Below are 15302 nucleotides of genomic sequence, written 5' to 3' on the forward strand. Positions count from 1 at the left end.
AAACTTAGCGCTCTTTGCGTTAAAAAACCACAACGAAATGAAACTCAAAATATGCGGTATGAAATATCCCGAAAACATTCTCGAAGTAGGAGCGCTCCTACCCGATTATATGGGATTTATTTTCTGGGAAAAATCCGCGCGATATTTTAACGGAACCATTCCTGAACTTATAAAAACAATTAAAAAAGTGGGCGTTTTTGTAAATCAAAGTCAGGAAGAAATTCTGGAAAAAGTAACAAAATACAATTTACAAGCCGTTCAGTTACACGGAAATGAAACCGTTGAATTTGTATCGGAACTAAAAAATAATTTGTCAAAAAAAATCGAAATCATAAAAGCATTTTCTGCTGATGAAAACTTTGATTTTGAAGTGATAAAACCTTTCGAACCAGTCTGTGATTATTTTCTATTTGACACAAAAGGAAAACTACCGGGCGGAAACGGAACAACATTCGACTGGACGATATTAAAAAAATACAATTCGGATAAACCCTTCTTTTTGAGCGGCGGAATCGGAATTAACGAATTAAAAGCCATTGAAGAAATTTCAAAAAGCAATTTACCTATTTATGCTATCGATGTAAATAGTAAATTTGAAATCGAACCAGGGCTGAAAAACAGAAATTTATTTAGCAATTTCAAACGCAAATTTGATGTTGCCAACTTTTAAACTTTAAACAAAATGAGTTTTAACGTCAACGAAAAAGGATATTACGGAGAATTTGGAGGAGCTTACATTCCTGAAATGCTGTATCCAAATGTAGAAGAATTACGCCAAAAATACCTAAGCATAATGGATGAACCAGATTTTAAAGCTGAGTTCAATCAATTGCTGAAAGATTATGTAGGACGCCCGAGTCCGTTGTATTTTGCAAAACGTTTATCTGAAAAATACAACACCAAAGTCTATCTAAAAAGAGAAGATTTAAATCACACTGGAGCGCACAAAGTCAACAACACAATCGGGCAGATTTTATTAGCAAAACGTTTAGGTAAAAAAAGAATTATTGCCGAAACCGGAGCGGGTCAACATGGTGTGGCAACAGCAACAGTATGCGCTTTAATGGGAATTGAATGTATCGTTTATATGGGCGAAATTGACATCGCACGTCAGGCTCCAAACGTAACTCGTATGAAAATGTTAGGCGCAGAAGTTCGGCCTGCACTTTCGGGTTCACGAACTTTAAAAGATGCTACAAACGAAGCGATTCGCGATTGGATCAATAATCCGGTTGACACACATTATATTATCGGATCGGCGATTGGACCTCATCCTTATCCTGATATGGTAACACGTTTTCAGAGTATTATTTCAGAAGAAATAAAATGGCAGTTAAAAGAAAAAGAAGGACGTGAAAATCCCGATTATGTGGTTGCTTGTATTGGTGGCGGAAGTAACGCAGCAGGAACGTATTATCACTTTTTACACGAACCAGAAGTTGGAATTATTGCTGTTGAAGCTGCCGGAAAAGGTGTTGACAGCGGGCATAGCGCAGCAACAAGTAAATTAGGAAAAGTGGGCGTTATTCACGGTTGTAAAACGCTTTTAATGCAAACACCAGACGGACAAATTACAGAACCATATTCAATTTCTGCCGGATTAGATTATCCTGGAGTTGGACCTTTGCACGCGCATTTGGCACAAACGGGACGTGGCGAATTTTTCTCTGTAACCGATGATGATGCTATGAATGCTGGTTTGCAATTGACAAAATTAGAAGGAATTATTCCGGCGATTGAAAGTGCACACGCATTTGCAGTTTTAGATCAAAAGAAATTTAAACCTACAGATGTTGTCGTTATTAGTCTTTCCGGCCGTGGTGATAAAGATTTAGATAATTATATTGACTATTTTAAATTGTAATAAAAATCGTAATTTGGGCATTCGCTAACGCAAACAAATAACGAGAAAAAATTAGATATGGAAAAGTTATTCTCTTACGGAACATTACGATCAAAACAAATTCAAATGCAGATCTTCAATAAAGTATTAACGGGCACTGCAGACCAGCTTCTTGGATACAAACTAAAAAGCCTTCAAATAGAAGAAGAATTTGGAATGGCTGATTATGTAGTAGCGGTTCCCAGCGATGATCTTTCAGATATTATATATGGGGTTGTTTTTACAATTTCAAATACAGATCTGGCTAAAGTAGATATATTTGAATCGAACTCGTATAAAAGAGTTCAGGTAAGATTAAAGTCTGGAATACAGGCTTGGATTTATACAGAAAATTAATAATTAACATGATTCTAGCAGCCGCGCAAACAAAACCAACCCGAGGAGATATCGATGCCAATTTATCAGCTCATTATCGTCTTATCGAATTGGCCGTAAAAAATAAAGCACAATTAATTGTATTTCCTGAAATGTCTATTACAGGCTATGAAAGAGAACATACACAAAAATTAGCTTTCCAAAAAAACGATTCGCGTTTGGAGTATTTGCAAAAATTAGGTGTAGAAAATAATATTATAATTATCGCCGGAGCCCCTATTGAAATTGACTCCAATTTGTTTATTGGTGAATTTGTAATTTCTCCGGATAATTCGGTTTCCATTTATACGAAGCAGTTTTTACACGAAGGCGAAGATGACTATTTTCAATCTTCTTTTGATAACAATCCGATTATTTCAATTGAAAATCAAAAGATTTCATTTGCTATTTGTGCTGATATTGATAATCCGCTGCATCCGGAAAATGCAAAAAATAGAGAAACTGATATTTATATTGCCAGCATTTTCTTTTCACCAAACGGAATTCCGAATGCTTATAGAAACTTGCAAAATTATGCCGAGAAACATCAAATGAATGTTTTGATGTCGAATTTCAGTGGTGAATCCTGGGGATCTCCTTCGGCAGGTCAAAGTGCTTTTTGGAATAATAAAGGAGAATTAATTGGTCAGATGAATGATTCAGATTCCGGATTATTATTAGTCGAAAACCATAATAATAATTGGACAACTCAAATCATTATTGACTAGCAAAGACTCCTGCAAGGTTTTTAAAACCTTGTAGGTATAAATAAATTACTTAAAAATATAAACACCTACAAGGTTTTAAAAACCTTGCAGGAGAAAAAAGATATTAAAGATGAACAGAATAACTCAAAAATTACAAGAAGATAAAAAGATACTTTCGATCTATTTTTCTGCTGGATATCCTAACTTAAATGATACGGTGCAGATTATTCAGGATTTAGAAAAAAACGGTGTTGATTTAATCGAAATTGGACTTCCGTTTAGTGATCCTTTGGCAGACGGACCAACAATTCAGGCGAGTTCAACACAGGCGCTTCATAACGGAATGACAACTCAAATTCTTTTCGATCAGCTGAAAAACATCCGCGAAAGCGTAAAAATTCCGTTGATTATTATGGGATATTTTAATCCGATGTTACAATACGGCGTTGAAGCTTTTTGTCAAAAATGTGCTGAAATTGGAATCGACGGATTAATTATTCCAGATCTTCCAGTTGATGTTTATGCAGAAGAATACAAAGCAATTTTCGAAAAATATGGTTTAATAAATGTGTTTCTGATTACGCCTCAAACTTCAGATGAACGTATTCGTTTTATCGACAGCGTTTCAAACGGATTTATTTATATGGTAAGTTCTGCAAGTGTTACGGGATCTCAGTCTGGTTTTGGAAATGTTCAGGAAAGTTATTTCGAGAGAATTTCAAACTTAAACTTAAAAAATCCACAAATTGTTGGTTTTGGAATTTCAAATAAAGAAACTTTTAATCAAGCCACTAAATATGCAAAAGGCGCTATTATTGGAAGTGCTTTTATCAAGCATTTGAGTGAAAACGGAAGTGGGAAAATTGAGGAATTTGTTGGAGAGATTCGATAGAATTTAATCTGTATAATTACTTATCTTTGAATAAAATAAAACAAAATGGATTTAGAAGCTCGTAAAATATCATTTGTTCAGGAATTCCTGAGACTTGAAAATGAAGAGATTGTTACTGGATTAGAAAATTTACTTCATGAAAAAAAAGTAGAATTATTAGATTCTGAAATGAAACCAATGAATATTGATCAATTTAACAATGAAATTGATCAATCAATTAATGACGCTTTTCAAGGAAGAATTGTTTCTGCTAAAGATCTAAAATCCAGAATTCAAAAATGGGATTAACGGTTTATTGGACTCAATTTGCAGAAAATAAACTTGAAGATATTTTTGAATACTACAAATTCAAAGCTGGTATTAGAATTGCTCAAGTACTTATAAATGGTATAATTGATTCTTCACTAACTTTAGAATTCAATGCATTTGGCGGGCAAAAAGAAGAACTTTTATCAGACAGAATTCAAGACTTCAGGTATTTAATTTTTAAAAATTACAAAATAATATATTGGATTGATGAAACTCGAAACACCGTTTTCATCTCAAACATTTTCGACACAAGACAAAATCCTGATAAACTTAAATTAGGAAAATAATTTCATAATCATTTTCAAAAAGCTGAAATACTAAGTGTTTCAGTTTTTTTTTGCCCAAAATTATCGAAACCGTTTTATGTTAATATTATGTTAAAACAAAATTAAACAAGTGTTTAAATTAAACAAGTGTTTAATTTTGTATCCGATTAGAAACAATACCATGTCACACATCGAACTAAACGATAAAAAAATTCAGATTCTTAATGTTGCTGAAAAGCTATTTTCTGAGAAAGGATTTGAGGGGACGTCTATACGGGATATTTCAAAACATGCAAAAATCAATATTGCCATGGTTTCGTATTATTTCGGTTCAAAAGATAAATTACTGGAATCTTTAATCATTCACAAAACAGCCGATTTAAAACTGCAAATCGAAAGTTTACAACACGAAGATCTTCATCCTCTTGATAAAGTCAATAAATTAGTCGAAATTTATATCAATCGAATTAATTGTAACAGAGGGATTTTCAGAGTTTTACACTTCGAACTTAATTCTAAAAAAAGAGAAGAAAGTCTTGCCGCTTTTACAGAGCTGAAAAAGGGAAATCTAAAATCTTTGGAAATGATTATCAAAGAAGGCCAGTCAAAAGGGATTTTTAGAAAAGATGTCATAATTCCGTTGATTACACCAACGATTATGGGCACTTTTTTTCATTTCCATATGAACAAATCATTTTTTGAAGAACTCTTAAATCTAAAAACAGAAACGTTATACAACGATTACATTAAAAACAGTCTTACAAAGCACATTCAACAAACTATAAAAGCGCTACTTGTTTATGAAAATTAGTCAATTAATGCTCTTTGGGGTTTTCTTTATAGGAATTTCTTCAATAGAAGCACAAGAAAAAACAAGTTTAACTTTAGATGAAGCCGTAAAAATGGCCTGGGAAAAGAGTAACGAAGTTACGCTTGCCAACACTAAGGTAAACTCAAAGAAATATGAATTACAAACGGTTAAGAATAACCAATATCCAGATTTAAAAATTTCAGGTCAGTATCAGCGATTAACAAAAGCTTCGATCGATTTACCAAACCAAGGAGAAAGTGCTTCTTTAGCTTCTCCGGATCGTGCAATGCTTGGAATGGCTAATTTAAGCTTACCAATTTTTGCTGGATTTAAAATCCAGAATAGTATTGACGCTTATGAAAGCTTATATGAAGCGGAAAGCATTACTGCCGCTAAAACAAAAGAAGATGTTGCATTAAGAGTAATTACTTACTACACTGCATTATATAAAGCACAAAAAACTTTAGATGTTTTAACAGAAAATCAAAAAAGTGCTAAACAGCGTGTTACTGATTTTATCGAATTAGAGAAAAACGGAATCATTCCAAGAAATGATTTATTGAAAGCACAATTACTGGTTTCAAAAACGCAATTATCTATTGATGAAGCGAATAACAACATCAATAACATCAACTTTTATTTAACAACATTGCTTAAATTAGAGCCATCTGTAAAGATTCAGGTTAATGAAGATGATTTCTTCAACTTAAAAACAACTGGTGCTCCAACATCTGATGCTTTGGCACTCGAAAGCAGAAAAGATTTAGAGGCTATTCGTTTACAGCAAAAAGCTTCAGAGGCTAATGTTAAGATTGCAAAAGCAGGATATTATCCAACAATTTCATTACTTGGAGGTTATACTGCTTTAGATCTTAAAGACATTATTACGGTAAAATATGCTATGAATTTTGGTTTAGGTTTATCTTATGATTTATCTGGAATTCTGAAAAACAGCGCACACGTAAAAGAAGCAGAAAGTAAAGCTCTTGAAGTAAAAAACACGGAAGCTATTATGACGGACCGCATTAAAGTTGAAGTTCAAAAATCTATTGAAGATTATGACTTAGCGATCAATCAAAGTGTGGTTTATGATGAAGCATTTCAACAAGCTACTGAAAATTACAGACTTGTAAAAGATAAATTCGACAATGGTCTTGCAGATACCAATGATCTTGTTGAAGCTGATGTTGAGCAGTTAAGCGCAAAAATCAATACTGCTGTAGCAAAAGCAACCATCATCCAAAAATATTACGAATTACTTTCAGTATCAGGACAATTATCACAATCATTCAATCTTTCTAAAATATAATCGAAGCTCTCATGGAAAAGAAAAAGACAAATAAAAAATTCATCATCATACTAACCGTTTTGGTTTTAGTGGGAGGAACTTACGGAATATCAAAATACTTACACTCATTGGCACACGAAGAAACGGATGATGCTCAAATTGAGAAAAAAATGAACCCAATTATTCCGAGAGTATCAGGATATATCAGCAAAGTATATGTGAAAGATAATGACTATGTAAAAAAAGGAGATACTTTATTTACTATCGATAAAAGAGATTATCAGTTAAAAATCGATGAAGCAAATGCTGCATTATTAGGAGCTGAAGGTCAATACGAAGCTGCAAAAGCTGATATCGGAAGTGCTTATGCAAGCATCTCTGTTTCAGACGCTCAAATGAGATCTGCAGGTGGTTCTATCGAAAGTGCTAAAATTAGATTGAGACAGCTTACAAACGATTTTAACCGTTACAGCAATTTATATAAAACACATACAATTACAAAACAACAATTTGAACAAGCTCAAACTGCAAAAGATGAAGCTGAAAATCAAGTACGTGTTTTAGAACAACAACAAAGAGCGACTTCTTACCAAAAATCGGTTATTCAGTCAAAATCTAAAGTTTCTGATAAACAAACTGAGGTTGCAGCAGCAAACATCAAAAAAGCAAAAACAATGCTTGATGTTGCGCACTTAAACTTAAGCTATACAGTAGTTACAGCGGCTATTGATGGTCAGGTTTCTAAAGTTGATATTCAGCCAGGACAATTAGTTCAGCCGGGACAATCTTTATTCTACATCATCAACAATACTGAAGCTTGGGTTGTAGCTAATTTTAAAGAAACACAATTAAACAAAATGGTTGTGGGGCAAAAAGTAAGTTTAAAAGTTGATGCTTATCCTAACTATGAGTTTAAAGGTACTGTAACTTCATTTTCTCCAGCAACAGGATCACGTTTTTCATTATTACCTCCTGATAATGCTACAGGAAACTTCGTAAAAACAATTCAGAGATTACCAGTAAAAATTAGTTTAGATCAAGCAAACGATCCTGAAAAAGTAAAACTTTTAAGACCGGGAATGAATGTTGACGTAGACGTACATTTAAAATAAATAAATGGCAGCAGCAGTACAAGCAGACGACGATTTAGTAGAATACGGTTACCGACGCGTTATTATTACCATTACGGCAGTACTTTGTGCATTGCTGGAAATTGTAGATACGACGATTGTAAACGTAGCTCTAACAGACATGCGCGGAAGTCTTGGTGCTACCTTGACCGATGTGGCGTGGGTTATTACAGCATACGCAATTGCGAATGTTATTGTAATTCCGATGACGAGCTGGTTATCACAGCAATTTGGAAGACGTAATTATTTTGTGGCTTCTATCATAATATTTACCGTCTGTTCCTTTTTGTGTGGAAATGCCAGTAATATTTGGGAACTTGTAGCCTTCCGATTCGTACAAGGTATGGGTGGTGGAGCGTTACTTGTAACAGCCCAAACGATTATTACAGAGAGTTATCCGGTTGCAAAACGTGGTATGGCACAGGCAATTTACGGAATGGGTGTAATTGTAGGTCCAACTTTGGGTCCGCCTTTGGGAGGATATTTAGTAGATAATTATTCTTGGCCTTATATCTTTTACATCAATATTCCGCTTGGAATTATCGCTACTATTTTGGCTTTAACTTTCGTGAGAAGTCCGAAATATGGAGAGAAATTAAAAGCAAATCAGGTTGACTGGTGGGGAATTTTCTTGTTGAGCGCCTTTATTGGTTCTTTACAATTCGTTCTTGAACACGGACAGCAGGATGACTGGTTTAACGATTCTCTTATTGTAACTTTAAGTGTTGTGACTATTTTAGGATTGGTTCTTTTTATTTGGAGAGAGCTGACTTACAAACATCCAATTGTAAACTTAAGCGTTTTAAAAGATGGAAATTTAAGAATTGGAACTGTAATGTGTTTCATTCTGGGTTTCGGATTATATGGTTCGACGTTAATTATCCCGATTTATACGCAGTCGATTTTAGGATGGACGGCAACTGATGCCGGATTATTATTAATTCCGGGATCTATTACAACGGCGATTATGATGCCATTTGTTGGAAATATGATTCAAAAAGGTGTTCCTCAAGGTTATATGGTTGGAGTTGGATTTTTAGTCTTCTTCTTCTTCACCTTCATGATGCAGACTCGTATGACGCCAGACACTGGTGTAGAACATATGTATTGGCCTTTAATTTTAAGAGGAATTGGTCTTGGATTACTTTTCGTTCCAATTACAACACTTTCGCTTTCAACTTTAAAAGGAAAACAAATTGGTGAAGGAGCGGCTTTTACCGGAATGATGCGTCAATTAGGAGGTTCATTTGGTATTGCAATTATCACCACTTTCATTACACGTTTTAGTCAGGAACACAGAGTTGATTTAATCAACAATTTAGATCCTGCAAGATATGATGTTCAACAGCGTATCGCAGGAATGCAAAGAGCGTTTATGTCTAAAGGATATAGCGCAGATGTTGCACTTAAAAAAGCTTATCAGGGAATAGAATATTCAGTCTTAAAACAAAGTACTGTTTTAGCTTACATGGATATTTTCATGTACTTGGGAATTATGTTTTTATGTTGTATACCGATTATTCTCTTTATCAAAAAAGGGAAGAACAAGATTAGCGCAGCCGACGCAATGCACTAATAATAATAATTTTATAATACGCAGAAACGCCGAATTCAATTTAGAATTCGGCGTTTATTTTTTTAATTTAACCGCAAAGAGCGCAAAGAATTTATCTCTAAGATGTTTTAAAAATGTAAAGTTCACAAAGCTTTGTGTAAAAACTTTGCGAACCTTGCGGTAAAAATCTTAGAATCTTAGCAACTCAGAACCTTAGCATCTTAAAAATCATCTTGTAAAAACCAAATGATTTCCTTTTGAAAGATTTGCATCAAAATGATAACCTTCGTAATTAAAACCTTTTAAGTCATCAATAGTTTCAGCATTTGTATCAATAATATAACGCACCATCATACCTCTCGCTTTTTTTGCAAAGAAGCTGATCATTTTTAATTTTCCGTCTTTGTAATCTTTAAAATCCGGAGTAATTACAGGAACTTTTAAAGCTTTTATATCAACTGCCGAAAAATATTCGTTACTGGCTAAATTCACGAATAATTCCCCTTTTGTCAATTCTTTATTTAAAGCTTTTGTAACAACAGGTTTCCAAAATTCATGCAGATTTTTATATTCTCCAACAGGTAATTTTGTTCCCATTTCTAAACGGTACGCCTGCATTAAATCCAGCGGTTTTAAAACACCGTAAAGTCCAGATAAAATTCTAAGTTTATTTTGAAGAACATCTAATTTTTCTAACGGAATTGAATAAGCATCTAAACCTGTATAAACATCGCCATCAAAAGTATAAACTGCCGGACGGGCATTTTCAACCGTAAATGGTGTTTTCCAGTCTTGGTTTCGTTTCCAGTTTAAGTCAGCAAGTTTGTCTGAAATTGACATTAAATGGGATAATTCAGCTGGCTTTTTTCCTTTTAGTATTTTATGAACTTGACGCGCTTCTTTTAAAAATGAAGGTTCAGTATGTTGAGCAGTAGGTAATTCTTTTTCGAAATTCAGTGATTTCGCCGGCGATATAACAATTTTCATTTGTGCATTTTTATATGACTCAAAAATACAAATTGAATTTTTAAAAATATGTTATTGCAATTGATTTGTTTTATTGTTGTATAATTTTTTCTGCCACGAATTACACTAATTTTCACGAATTATTCTTTCACATAGATTGCGAAGATTTTTGCCACAGATTAAAAAGATTTCCACAGATTTTTTTTAATTCTTTTAATCCTTTAATCTGTGGCTATATTTTTCTGCCACGAATTACACGAATTTTCACGAATTATTCTTTCATATAGATTGCGAAGATTTTTGCTACAGATTAAAAAGATTTCCACAGATCTTTTTAATCCTTTTAATCTGTGGCAGAAAAAAAAATAATTCGTGAAAATTCGTGTAATTCGTGGCAGCCCTTTCTCAATTCATAAAAATCACCCTGTCAAAATGTGAAATTGTTTAAAAAAGTGAGCGATAGATTATAATAGGGATTTTCTATGTTGTAAATTTGCATGCATTTCATTTCTTCGAAAATTGAAATCATCTTTATTCAAAAATTAGTGAATTCGTGGCTATACAAACAAATTATAAAACTGCTTTACAAAACAAAATCTTCGATATTATTTCGAAAGCTTCTCAGGAATTAAATGTAGACTCTTATGTGATAGGAGGTTTCGTTCGTGATTTGCTTTTAAACCGAGGTTCTAAAAAAGACATCGACGTTGTAGCAGTTGGAAGCGGCATCGAATTAGCGCTTAAAGTTTCAGACTTACTTCCAAATAAACCAAAAGTTCAGGTTTTTAAAACTTATGGAACAGCGATGCTTCGTTTTGAAGATACCGATATTGAATTTGTTGGTGCCCGAAAAGAATCTTATAATTTCGACAGCCGAAATCCGATTGTAGAAAACGGAACGCTTCAGGATGACCAAAATCGTCGTGATTTTACGATTAACGCTTTGGCTTTATCTTTAAATAAAAACAACTTCGGAGATCTTTTAGATCCGTTTAATGGATTGGCGCATTTAGAAAGTAAAACCATCAAAACGCCTTTAGATCCGGATATTACTTATTCTGATGATCCGCTGCGAATGCTTCGTGCTATTCGTTTTGCCACGCAGTTGAATTTCGAAATTGAAGAAAATTCTTTGAATGCGATTACCAAAAATGCAGATCGCATCAAGATTATTTCGGGAGAAAGAATTGTAGACGAATTAAACAAAATTCTTTCTACACCAAAACCGTCAACCGGATTTTTACTTTTATATAAAACCGGACTTTTAGATTTAATCTTACCTGAATTAACAGCTTTAAATCAGGTGGAAGAAATTGAAGGTCATACACATAAAAACAACTTTTACCATACACTTGAAGTCGTTGATAACATTTGTCCAAATACAGATGATGTTTGGTTACGCTGGTCAGCTTTATTGCACGATATTGGAAAAGCTCCAACAAAACGTTTCAACAAAAAACAAGGCTGGACTTTTCACGGACATGAATTTTTGGGTGGAAAAATGGCGAAAAAGATATTCGAACGTTTACACATGCCATTGAATCACAAAATGAAATTTGTGCAAAAAATGGTTATTATGAGTTCACGACCAATTGTTTTGGCACAAGATATTGTAACCGACAGCGCAGTTCGTCGTTTAGTTTTTGATGCGGGTGAAGATGTAGAGGATTTAATGACTTTATGTGAAGCTGATATTACAACCAAAAACCCAGCGAAGTTTAAGAAATATCATAAAAACTTTGAAATTGTTCGCAAGAAAATTGTTGAAGTTGAAGAACGAGATCATGTTCGTAATTTTCAACCACCAATTTCAGGAGAAGAAATTATGGAAATGTTTGATTTGAAACCTTCTCGCGAAATTGGAGTTTTAAAAGAAGCTGTAAAAGAAGCTATTTTAGAAGGTGATATTCCAAATGAATATCAGGCTGCGTATGATTTTGTGATTAAAAGAGCTGCGAAGTTAAATTTAACTCTTAAGAAATAGTAATGGATGTTGGAGTTTATATTTATTGGGGTTTACTTGTAATAACAATTGCCTACCCAAATTATATATTTTTTAAAAAACTTAAAAATGTTAAAGGAAAACCCATCATACATAGTTTACTCTATTTTTTCATAACCCTTATTTTACTCTTTGCAATTATAGCTGTCATTATGAGAATATTAATGAGTTCTTACTTTGAAATACTGGTCTTAAAAATGGATCATAACAGTCATTTAAGAATTATGTATGCTGCATCAGTATTTCCTCTTGCTTATATGGCAAATATATTAATCGCGAAATTCTACTTAAAAAGAATTTCCAAAACAAAAAAGACAAACGAAATCGAATTAATCGGAAAAGAATGAAAAAAGAGAATAAATCAGTAATCATTTGGTTACTATCAGGTTGTGTTTTATTATTTTTAATGGTTGTCGTGGGCGGAATCACACGTTTGACCAATTCAGGTTTATCAATGACGGACTGGCATTTGGTTACCGACACATTTCCGCCATTAACTGATGCAAAATGGCAGGCTGCTTTTGATGAATATAAAAAATTTCCAGAGTACCAAAAAATCAATATTCACAACGATTTTCAATTAGCAGATTATAAATTCATTTATTTCTGGGAATGGTTTCACCGTTTCATCGGTCGTATAATTGGATTGGTTTTCTTTGTTCCTTTTGTTTATTTCTTAATCAGAAAAAAATTAGATACACCAACAATTAAAAAATGTATTGTTCTTTTGGCAATGGGTGCTTTTCAAGGTTTTTTGGGATGGTTTATGGTTCGAAGCGGATTAATTGACAATCCGGATGTGAGTCATTTTAGACTTTCCTTACACTTAACTTTTGCTTTTATAACTTTTGCATATACGCTTTGGGTGGCGCTGGATTTGATTTATCCTGAAAGAAACATCAATAAAATATTACCGCTTCGAAAAATCGCCAGATATGCTTTAGTCGCTTTATTGATCCAGATTATTTATGGTGGATTTGTTGCCGGATTAAACGCAGGATTAATTCACAATCACTGGCCTTTAATGAGCGATGGAGAATTTATTCATGAATCGGTTTTTATTGAGCAGTCTAGTTTGATTAAAAATTTAATTGAAGGAAAAAGCGGCGTTCAGTTTGTACACAGAACTTTTGCTTATGTTGTGGTTGCAATTATCCTTTTTCTTTTCTTCAAAAGCAAAAAATATACGCTTACGAATACACAATCAAACGGAATCAATACTTTGATAGTTTTTGTTTTTATACAATTCCTTCTTGGTGTTTTTACATTATTATACAGCGTGCCTTTGGCTTTAGGATTAATTCACCAAATTATGGCATTTTTCCTTTTGAGTGCCATGACATATACATTGCACAGATTGAGCAAATAATGTTTTGAATTAAAATAAAAAATTTACGTTTCGTTAACCGGATTGAAATCCGGCCCTACAATATAATCGAGCCTCTGGCTCTTTATTGGGATAATTTAAAAAATTCCGATAAAATGACAATCATAGATCATAAAAGTTCCGAAGGAACGATTCATATTGTAGAGACGGATTTCAATCCGTCAGAAATGATAATGATGAACACATACGTTCCGTAGAAACATATGTGTTCATCATTTAAACAAATTCATTTTACCCCAGCCAGGTTTTAAAATCCTGCACTTTTTCACGGCTTACAATAACCTCATCTTCCTTATAAGTTGGTAAAATTACTTTTAAACGTGAATTCGTATATACCTGAATTTCTTTAATTGCCTGAAGCGGGACAATAAATTTTCTGCTTACGCGAAAGAAATCCTTTTTGTCTAATTCCTGCTCCAGAATCTCTAAAGTCGAATCGATTAAATAATTTCGATTGTCATAAGTATGAATGTATGTTCCTTTGTTTTCACTAAAAAAACATTCAATTTCTTCAGTAGTAATTACTTTTAAATGCTGACCAATTTTAACTGTGAATCTCTTTTTGTATGTTTTTTCAAAAGGATTTGACAGCATTTGGCGAATCTGTTCAAAATCAAGCTGCACGTTTGAAGTTTCAGAAGCTGTTTTTGGAAGTCGGGATTTAAATTTTGAAACCGCTGCTTCGAGATCATCTTCATCAATTGGTTTTAGAAGATAATCTATGCTATTTAGTTTAAACGCTTTTAATGCATATTCATCATAAGCTGTAGTAAAAATGATAGCGCTTTTAATATCTATTTTTTCAAAAATTTCAAACGACAATCCATCTGATAATTGTATATCCAGAAAAATTAAATCCGGATGCTGGTTATTGCTAAACCAATGAACTGATTCTTCAACCGAATGAAGCATCGTTTCTACGGTAACGTCTAACTTTTCAAGTTTTCTTTGCAGCAATCTTGCCGCTGGTTTTTCGTCTTCTATAATTAATGTGATCATTTACTATATACAAAATTTAGAAAAAATAGTATTTCAAAGTTACTCCCATTTATTTGTATTCGCGGCTTCTTTCTCCATATATTTTTGGATTTTCTTTTGCTCCCAATCGTCGCTAAAGAAAAGATCACGTCCAAAAACAGACATTGCGTGCGCCAATAAACCAATTCCCCAGAAAAATGCTGTTGAATAAGTCTGCCAGTCCATTAATCCGCTTTCATGAATATTTTCGCTAAAAATATCCCGGTTTAAATTTGCGATTATAATGATTACATTCACAATAAGATAAACTCTTAAATGCGAGTAAAAACCTTTTAACCTTTTAACTTTTCTATAAGCATTATTATAATTTTCGTCTGTGCTGAATTCGTGTGCATATTCTTCGTACATGCGTCTTCTAAAACGTCCCATAATATTTATTTCTTTAAAATTATTTCCATTTATTTTTATTCTCTTTTTCCTTTTCCATAAACTCTTTGATTTTTCTTTCTTCCCAGTCTTTTCCTAAAACCGGAAATACTTCAAAAACCTTTAATCCATGAAAAACAACTCCAATTCCCCACCACATTAACGGCCAGAAAAACCATAAATATTTTGGTGAAGTATATAGATTAATGAAAATCAAAATTGCGTTTACTAAAATATAAGCAACAAGATTTCCGTAAAATCCTTTAATACTTTCTACTTTCTTTTTTGCTAAAAAGTATTTATCATCTTCATTAAAATTCATTTCCAT

At 33.2% G+C, this 15302-nt stretch carries 18 protein-coding genes; 14 read left to right on the plus strand and 4 right to left on the minus strand.

Annotated features, from left to right (window positions below; all coding sequences use genetic code 11):
* Positions 1-37: 37 nt before the first annotated feature.
* The 11 genes from ACODSB_RS07375 (at position 38) to ACODSB_RS07425 (ending at position 9236) form a co-directional block, all read left to right on the plus strand.
* The gene (locus tag ACODSB_RS07375; protein WP_488936562.1) at positions 38-670 is read left to right on the plus strand and encodes a phosphoribosylanthranilate isomerase; all 633 of its coding nucleotides are present in this window, start codon (positions 38-40) and stop codon (positions 668-670) included.
* 12 nt (positions 671-682) lie between these two features.
* On the plus strand, positions 683-1864 hold the full coding sequence (gene trpB / locus ACODSB_RS07380; RefSeq protein WP_488936563.1) for a tryptophan synthase subunit beta: 1182 nt from the start codon (positions 683-685) through the stop codon (positions 1862-1864).
* A gap of 57 nt (positions 1865-1921) precedes the next feature.
* Complete coding sequence (locus ACODSB_RS07385; RefSeq protein WP_488936564.1) at positions 1922-2239, plus strand: gamma-glutamylcyclotransferase family protein; 318 nt, start codon at positions 1922-1924, stop codon at positions 2237-2239.
* Positions 2240-2247: 8 nt separating this feature from the next.
* Positions 2248-2985: a carbon-nitrogen hydrolase family protein gene (locus tag ACODSB_RS07390; RefSeq protein ID WP_488936565.1), complete on the plus strand. Its 738-nt coding sequence runs from the start codon at positions 2248-2250 to the stop codon at positions 2983-2985.
* Between the two features lie 109 nt (positions 2986-3094).
* Positions 3095-3856, plus strand: a complete 762-nt coding sequence (gene trpA, locus ACODSB_RS07395) for a tryptophan synthase subunit alpha (RefSeq protein ID WP_488936566.1) — start codon at positions 3095-3097, stop codon at positions 3854-3856.
* Between the two features lie 45 nt (positions 3857-3901).
* Positions 3902-4144, plus strand: coding sequence for a hypothetical protein (locus tag ACODSB_RS07400; protein ID WP_053473891.1), 243 nt, complete (start codon positions 3902-3904; stop codon positions 4142-4144).
* A complete protein-coding gene (locus tag ACODSB_RS07405) occupies positions 4135-4452 on the plus strand; it encodes a type II toxin-antitoxin system RelE/ParE family toxin (RefSeq protein ID WP_053473890.1) in 318 nt (105 codons plus the stop codon). Before ACODSB_RS07400 ends, ACODSB_RS07405 begins: the two co-directional genes overlap by 10 nt.
* A 160-nt stretch (positions 4453-4612) precedes the next feature.
* Entirely contained in the window at positions 4613-5242 is a 630-nt protein-coding gene (locus tag ACODSB_RS07410; RefSeq protein ID WP_180858006.1) for a TetR/AcrR family transcriptional regulator, read from the plus strand.
* On the plus strand, positions 5232-6551 hold the full coding sequence (locus ACODSB_RS07415) for a TolC family protein (RefSeq protein ID WP_488936567.1): 1320 nt from the start codon (positions 5232-5234) through the stop codon (positions 6549-6551). Before ACODSB_RS07410 ends, ACODSB_RS07415 begins: the two co-directional genes overlap by 11 nt.
* An 11-nt stretch (positions 6552-6562) precedes the next feature.
* A complete protein-coding gene (locus ACODSB_RS07420) occupies positions 6563-7642 on the plus strand; it encodes an HlyD family secretion protein (RefSeq protein ID WP_256635719.1) in 1080 nt (359 codons plus the stop codon).
* Between the two features lie 4 nt (positions 7643-7646).
* Positions 7647-9236, plus strand: a complete 1590-nt coding sequence (locus ACODSB_RS07425) for an MDR family MFS transporter (RefSeq protein ID WP_488936568.1) — start codon at positions 7647-7649, stop codon at positions 9234-9236.
* 207 nt (positions 9237-9443) lie between these two features.
* Here the strand turns inward: ACODSB_RS07425 and yaaA are convergent, their stop codons facing one another.
* Positions 9444-10202 carry a peroxide stress protein YaaA gene (yaaA, locus tag ACODSB_RS07430; protein WP_488936569.1) on the minus strand — a complete coding sequence of 253 codons (759 nt, stop codon included), beginning with the start codon at positions 10200-10202 and terminating at the stop codon, positions 9444-9446.
* Positions 10203-10734: 532 nt separating this feature from the next.
* On the opposite strand from yaaA, the gene ACODSB_RS07435 reads away from it, so the two are divergent.
* From ACODSB_RS07435 to ACODSB_RS07445, 3 genes are all read left to right on the plus strand, one after another.
* Positions 10735-12165 carry a CCA tRNA nucleotidyltransferase gene (locus ACODSB_RS07435; RefSeq protein ID WP_053473884.1) on the plus strand — a complete coding sequence of 477 codons (1431 nt, stop codon included), beginning with the start codon at positions 10735-10737 and terminating at the stop codon, positions 12163-12165.
* Between the two features lie 215 nt (positions 12166-12380).
* Positions 12381-12530 carry a hypothetical protein gene (locus ACODSB_RS07440; RefSeq protein WP_488936570.1) on the plus strand — a complete coding sequence of 50 codons (150 nt, stop codon included), beginning with the start codon at positions 12381-12383 and terminating at the stop codon, positions 12528-12530.
* Positions 12527-13552: a COX15/CtaA family protein gene (locus ACODSB_RS07445; RefSeq protein ID WP_488936571.1), complete on the plus strand. Its 1026-nt coding sequence runs from the start codon at positions 12527-12529 to the stop codon at positions 13550-13552. The genes ACODSB_RS07440 and ACODSB_RS07445 overlap by 4 nt, the downstream gene beginning before the upstream one ends.
* Before the next feature lie 249 nt (positions 13553-13801).
* Here the strand turns inward: ACODSB_RS07445 and ACODSB_RS07450 are convergent, their stop codons facing one another.
* Genes ACODSB_RS07450 through ACODSB_RS07460 form a run of 3 tightly spaced genes read right to left on the minus strand, consistent with a single transcriptional unit; the run spans position 13802 to position 15302 of the window.
* Positions 13802-14569 carry a LytR/AlgR family response regulator transcription factor gene (locus ACODSB_RS07450; RefSeq protein ID WP_053473881.1) on the minus strand — a complete coding sequence of 256 codons (768 nt, stop codon included), beginning with the start codon at positions 14567-14569 and terminating at the stop codon, positions 13802-13804.
* A gap of 39 nt (positions 14570-14608) precedes the next feature.
* Positions 14609-14977: a 2TM domain-containing protein gene (locus ACODSB_RS07455; protein ID WP_180857996.1), complete on the minus strand. Its 369-nt coding sequence runs from the start codon at positions 14975-14977 to the stop codon at positions 14609-14611.
* A 19-nt stretch (positions 14978-14996) separates the two neighbouring features.
* The gene (locus tag ACODSB_RS07460; RefSeq protein WP_235992041.1) at positions 14997-15302 is read right to left on the minus strand and encodes a 2TM domain-containing protein; all 306 of its coding nucleotides are present in this window, start codon (positions 15300-15302) and stop codon (positions 14997-14999) included.

The sequence above is a fragment of the Flavobacterium sp. FG68 genome (assembly GCF_057808895.1).

Bases quoted from the DNA above. Each gene is read 5' to 3' on its own strand.
- ACODSB_RS07445 (WP_488936571.1), top strand. From the start codon at position 12,527: ATGAAAAAAGAGAATAAATCAGTAATCATTTGGTTACTATCAGGTTGT.
- ACODSB_RS07420 (WP_256635719.1), top strand. From the start codon at position 6,563: ATGGAAAAGAAAAAGACAAATAAAAAATTCATCATCATACTAACCGTT.
- ACODSB_RS07425 (WP_488936568.1), top strand. From the start codon at position 7,647: ATGGCAGCAGCAGTACAAGCAGACGACGATTTAGTAGAATACGGTTAC.
- ACODSB_RS07455 (WP_180857996.1), bottom strand. From the start codon at position 14,977: ATGGGACGTTTTAGAAGACGCATGTACGAAGAATATGCACACGAATTC.
- trpA (WP_488936566.1), top strand. From the start codon at position 3,095: ATGAACAGAATAACTCAAAAATTACAAGAAGATAAAAAGATACTTTCG.
- ACODSB_RS07405 (WP_053473890.1), top strand. From the start codon at position 4,135: ATGGGATTAACGGTTTATTGGACTCAATTTGCAGAAAATAAACTTGAA.
- ACODSB_RS07415 (WP_488936567.1), top strand. From the start codon at position 5,232: ATGAAAATTAGTCAATTAATGCTCTTTGGGGTTTTCTTTATAGGAATT.
- ACODSB_RS07460 (WP_235992041.1), bottom strand. From the start codon at position 15,302: ATGGAAATGAATTTTAATGAAGATGATAAATACTTTTTAGCAAAAAAG.
- ACODSB_RS07400 (WP_053473891.1), top strand. From the start codon at position 3,902: ATGGATTTAGAAGCTCGTAAAATATCATTTGTTCAGGAATTCCTGAGA.
- trpB (WP_488936563.1), top strand. From the start codon at position 683: ATGAGTTTTAACGTCAACGAAAAAGGATATTACGGAGAATTTGGAGGA.
- ACODSB_RS07410 (WP_180858006.1), top strand. From the start codon at position 4,613: ATGTCACACATCGAACTAAACGATAAAAAAATTCAGATTCTTAATGTT.
- yaaA (WP_488936569.1), bottom strand. From the start codon at position 10,202: ATGAAAATTGTTATATCGCCGGCGAAATCACTGAATTTCGAAAAAGAA.
- ACODSB_RS07440 (WP_488936570.1), top strand. From the start codon at position 12,381: ATGGATCATAACAGTCATTTAAGAATTATGTATGCTGCATCAGTATTT.
- ACODSB_RS07385 (WP_488936564.1), top strand. From the start codon at position 1,922: ATGGAAAAGTTATTCTCTTACGGAACATTACGATCAAAACAAATTCAA.
- ACODSB_RS07450 (WP_053473881.1), bottom strand. From the start codon at position 14,569: ATGATCACATTAATTATAGAAGACGAAAAACCAGCGGCAAGATTGCTG.
- ACODSB_RS07375 (WP_488936562.1), top strand. From the start codon at position 38: ATGAAACTCAAAATATGCGGTATGAAATATCCCGAAAACATTCTCGAA.
- ACODSB_RS07390 (WP_488936565.1), top strand. From the start codon at position 2,248: ATGATTCTAGCAGCCGCGCAAACAAAACCAACCCGAGGAGATATCGAT.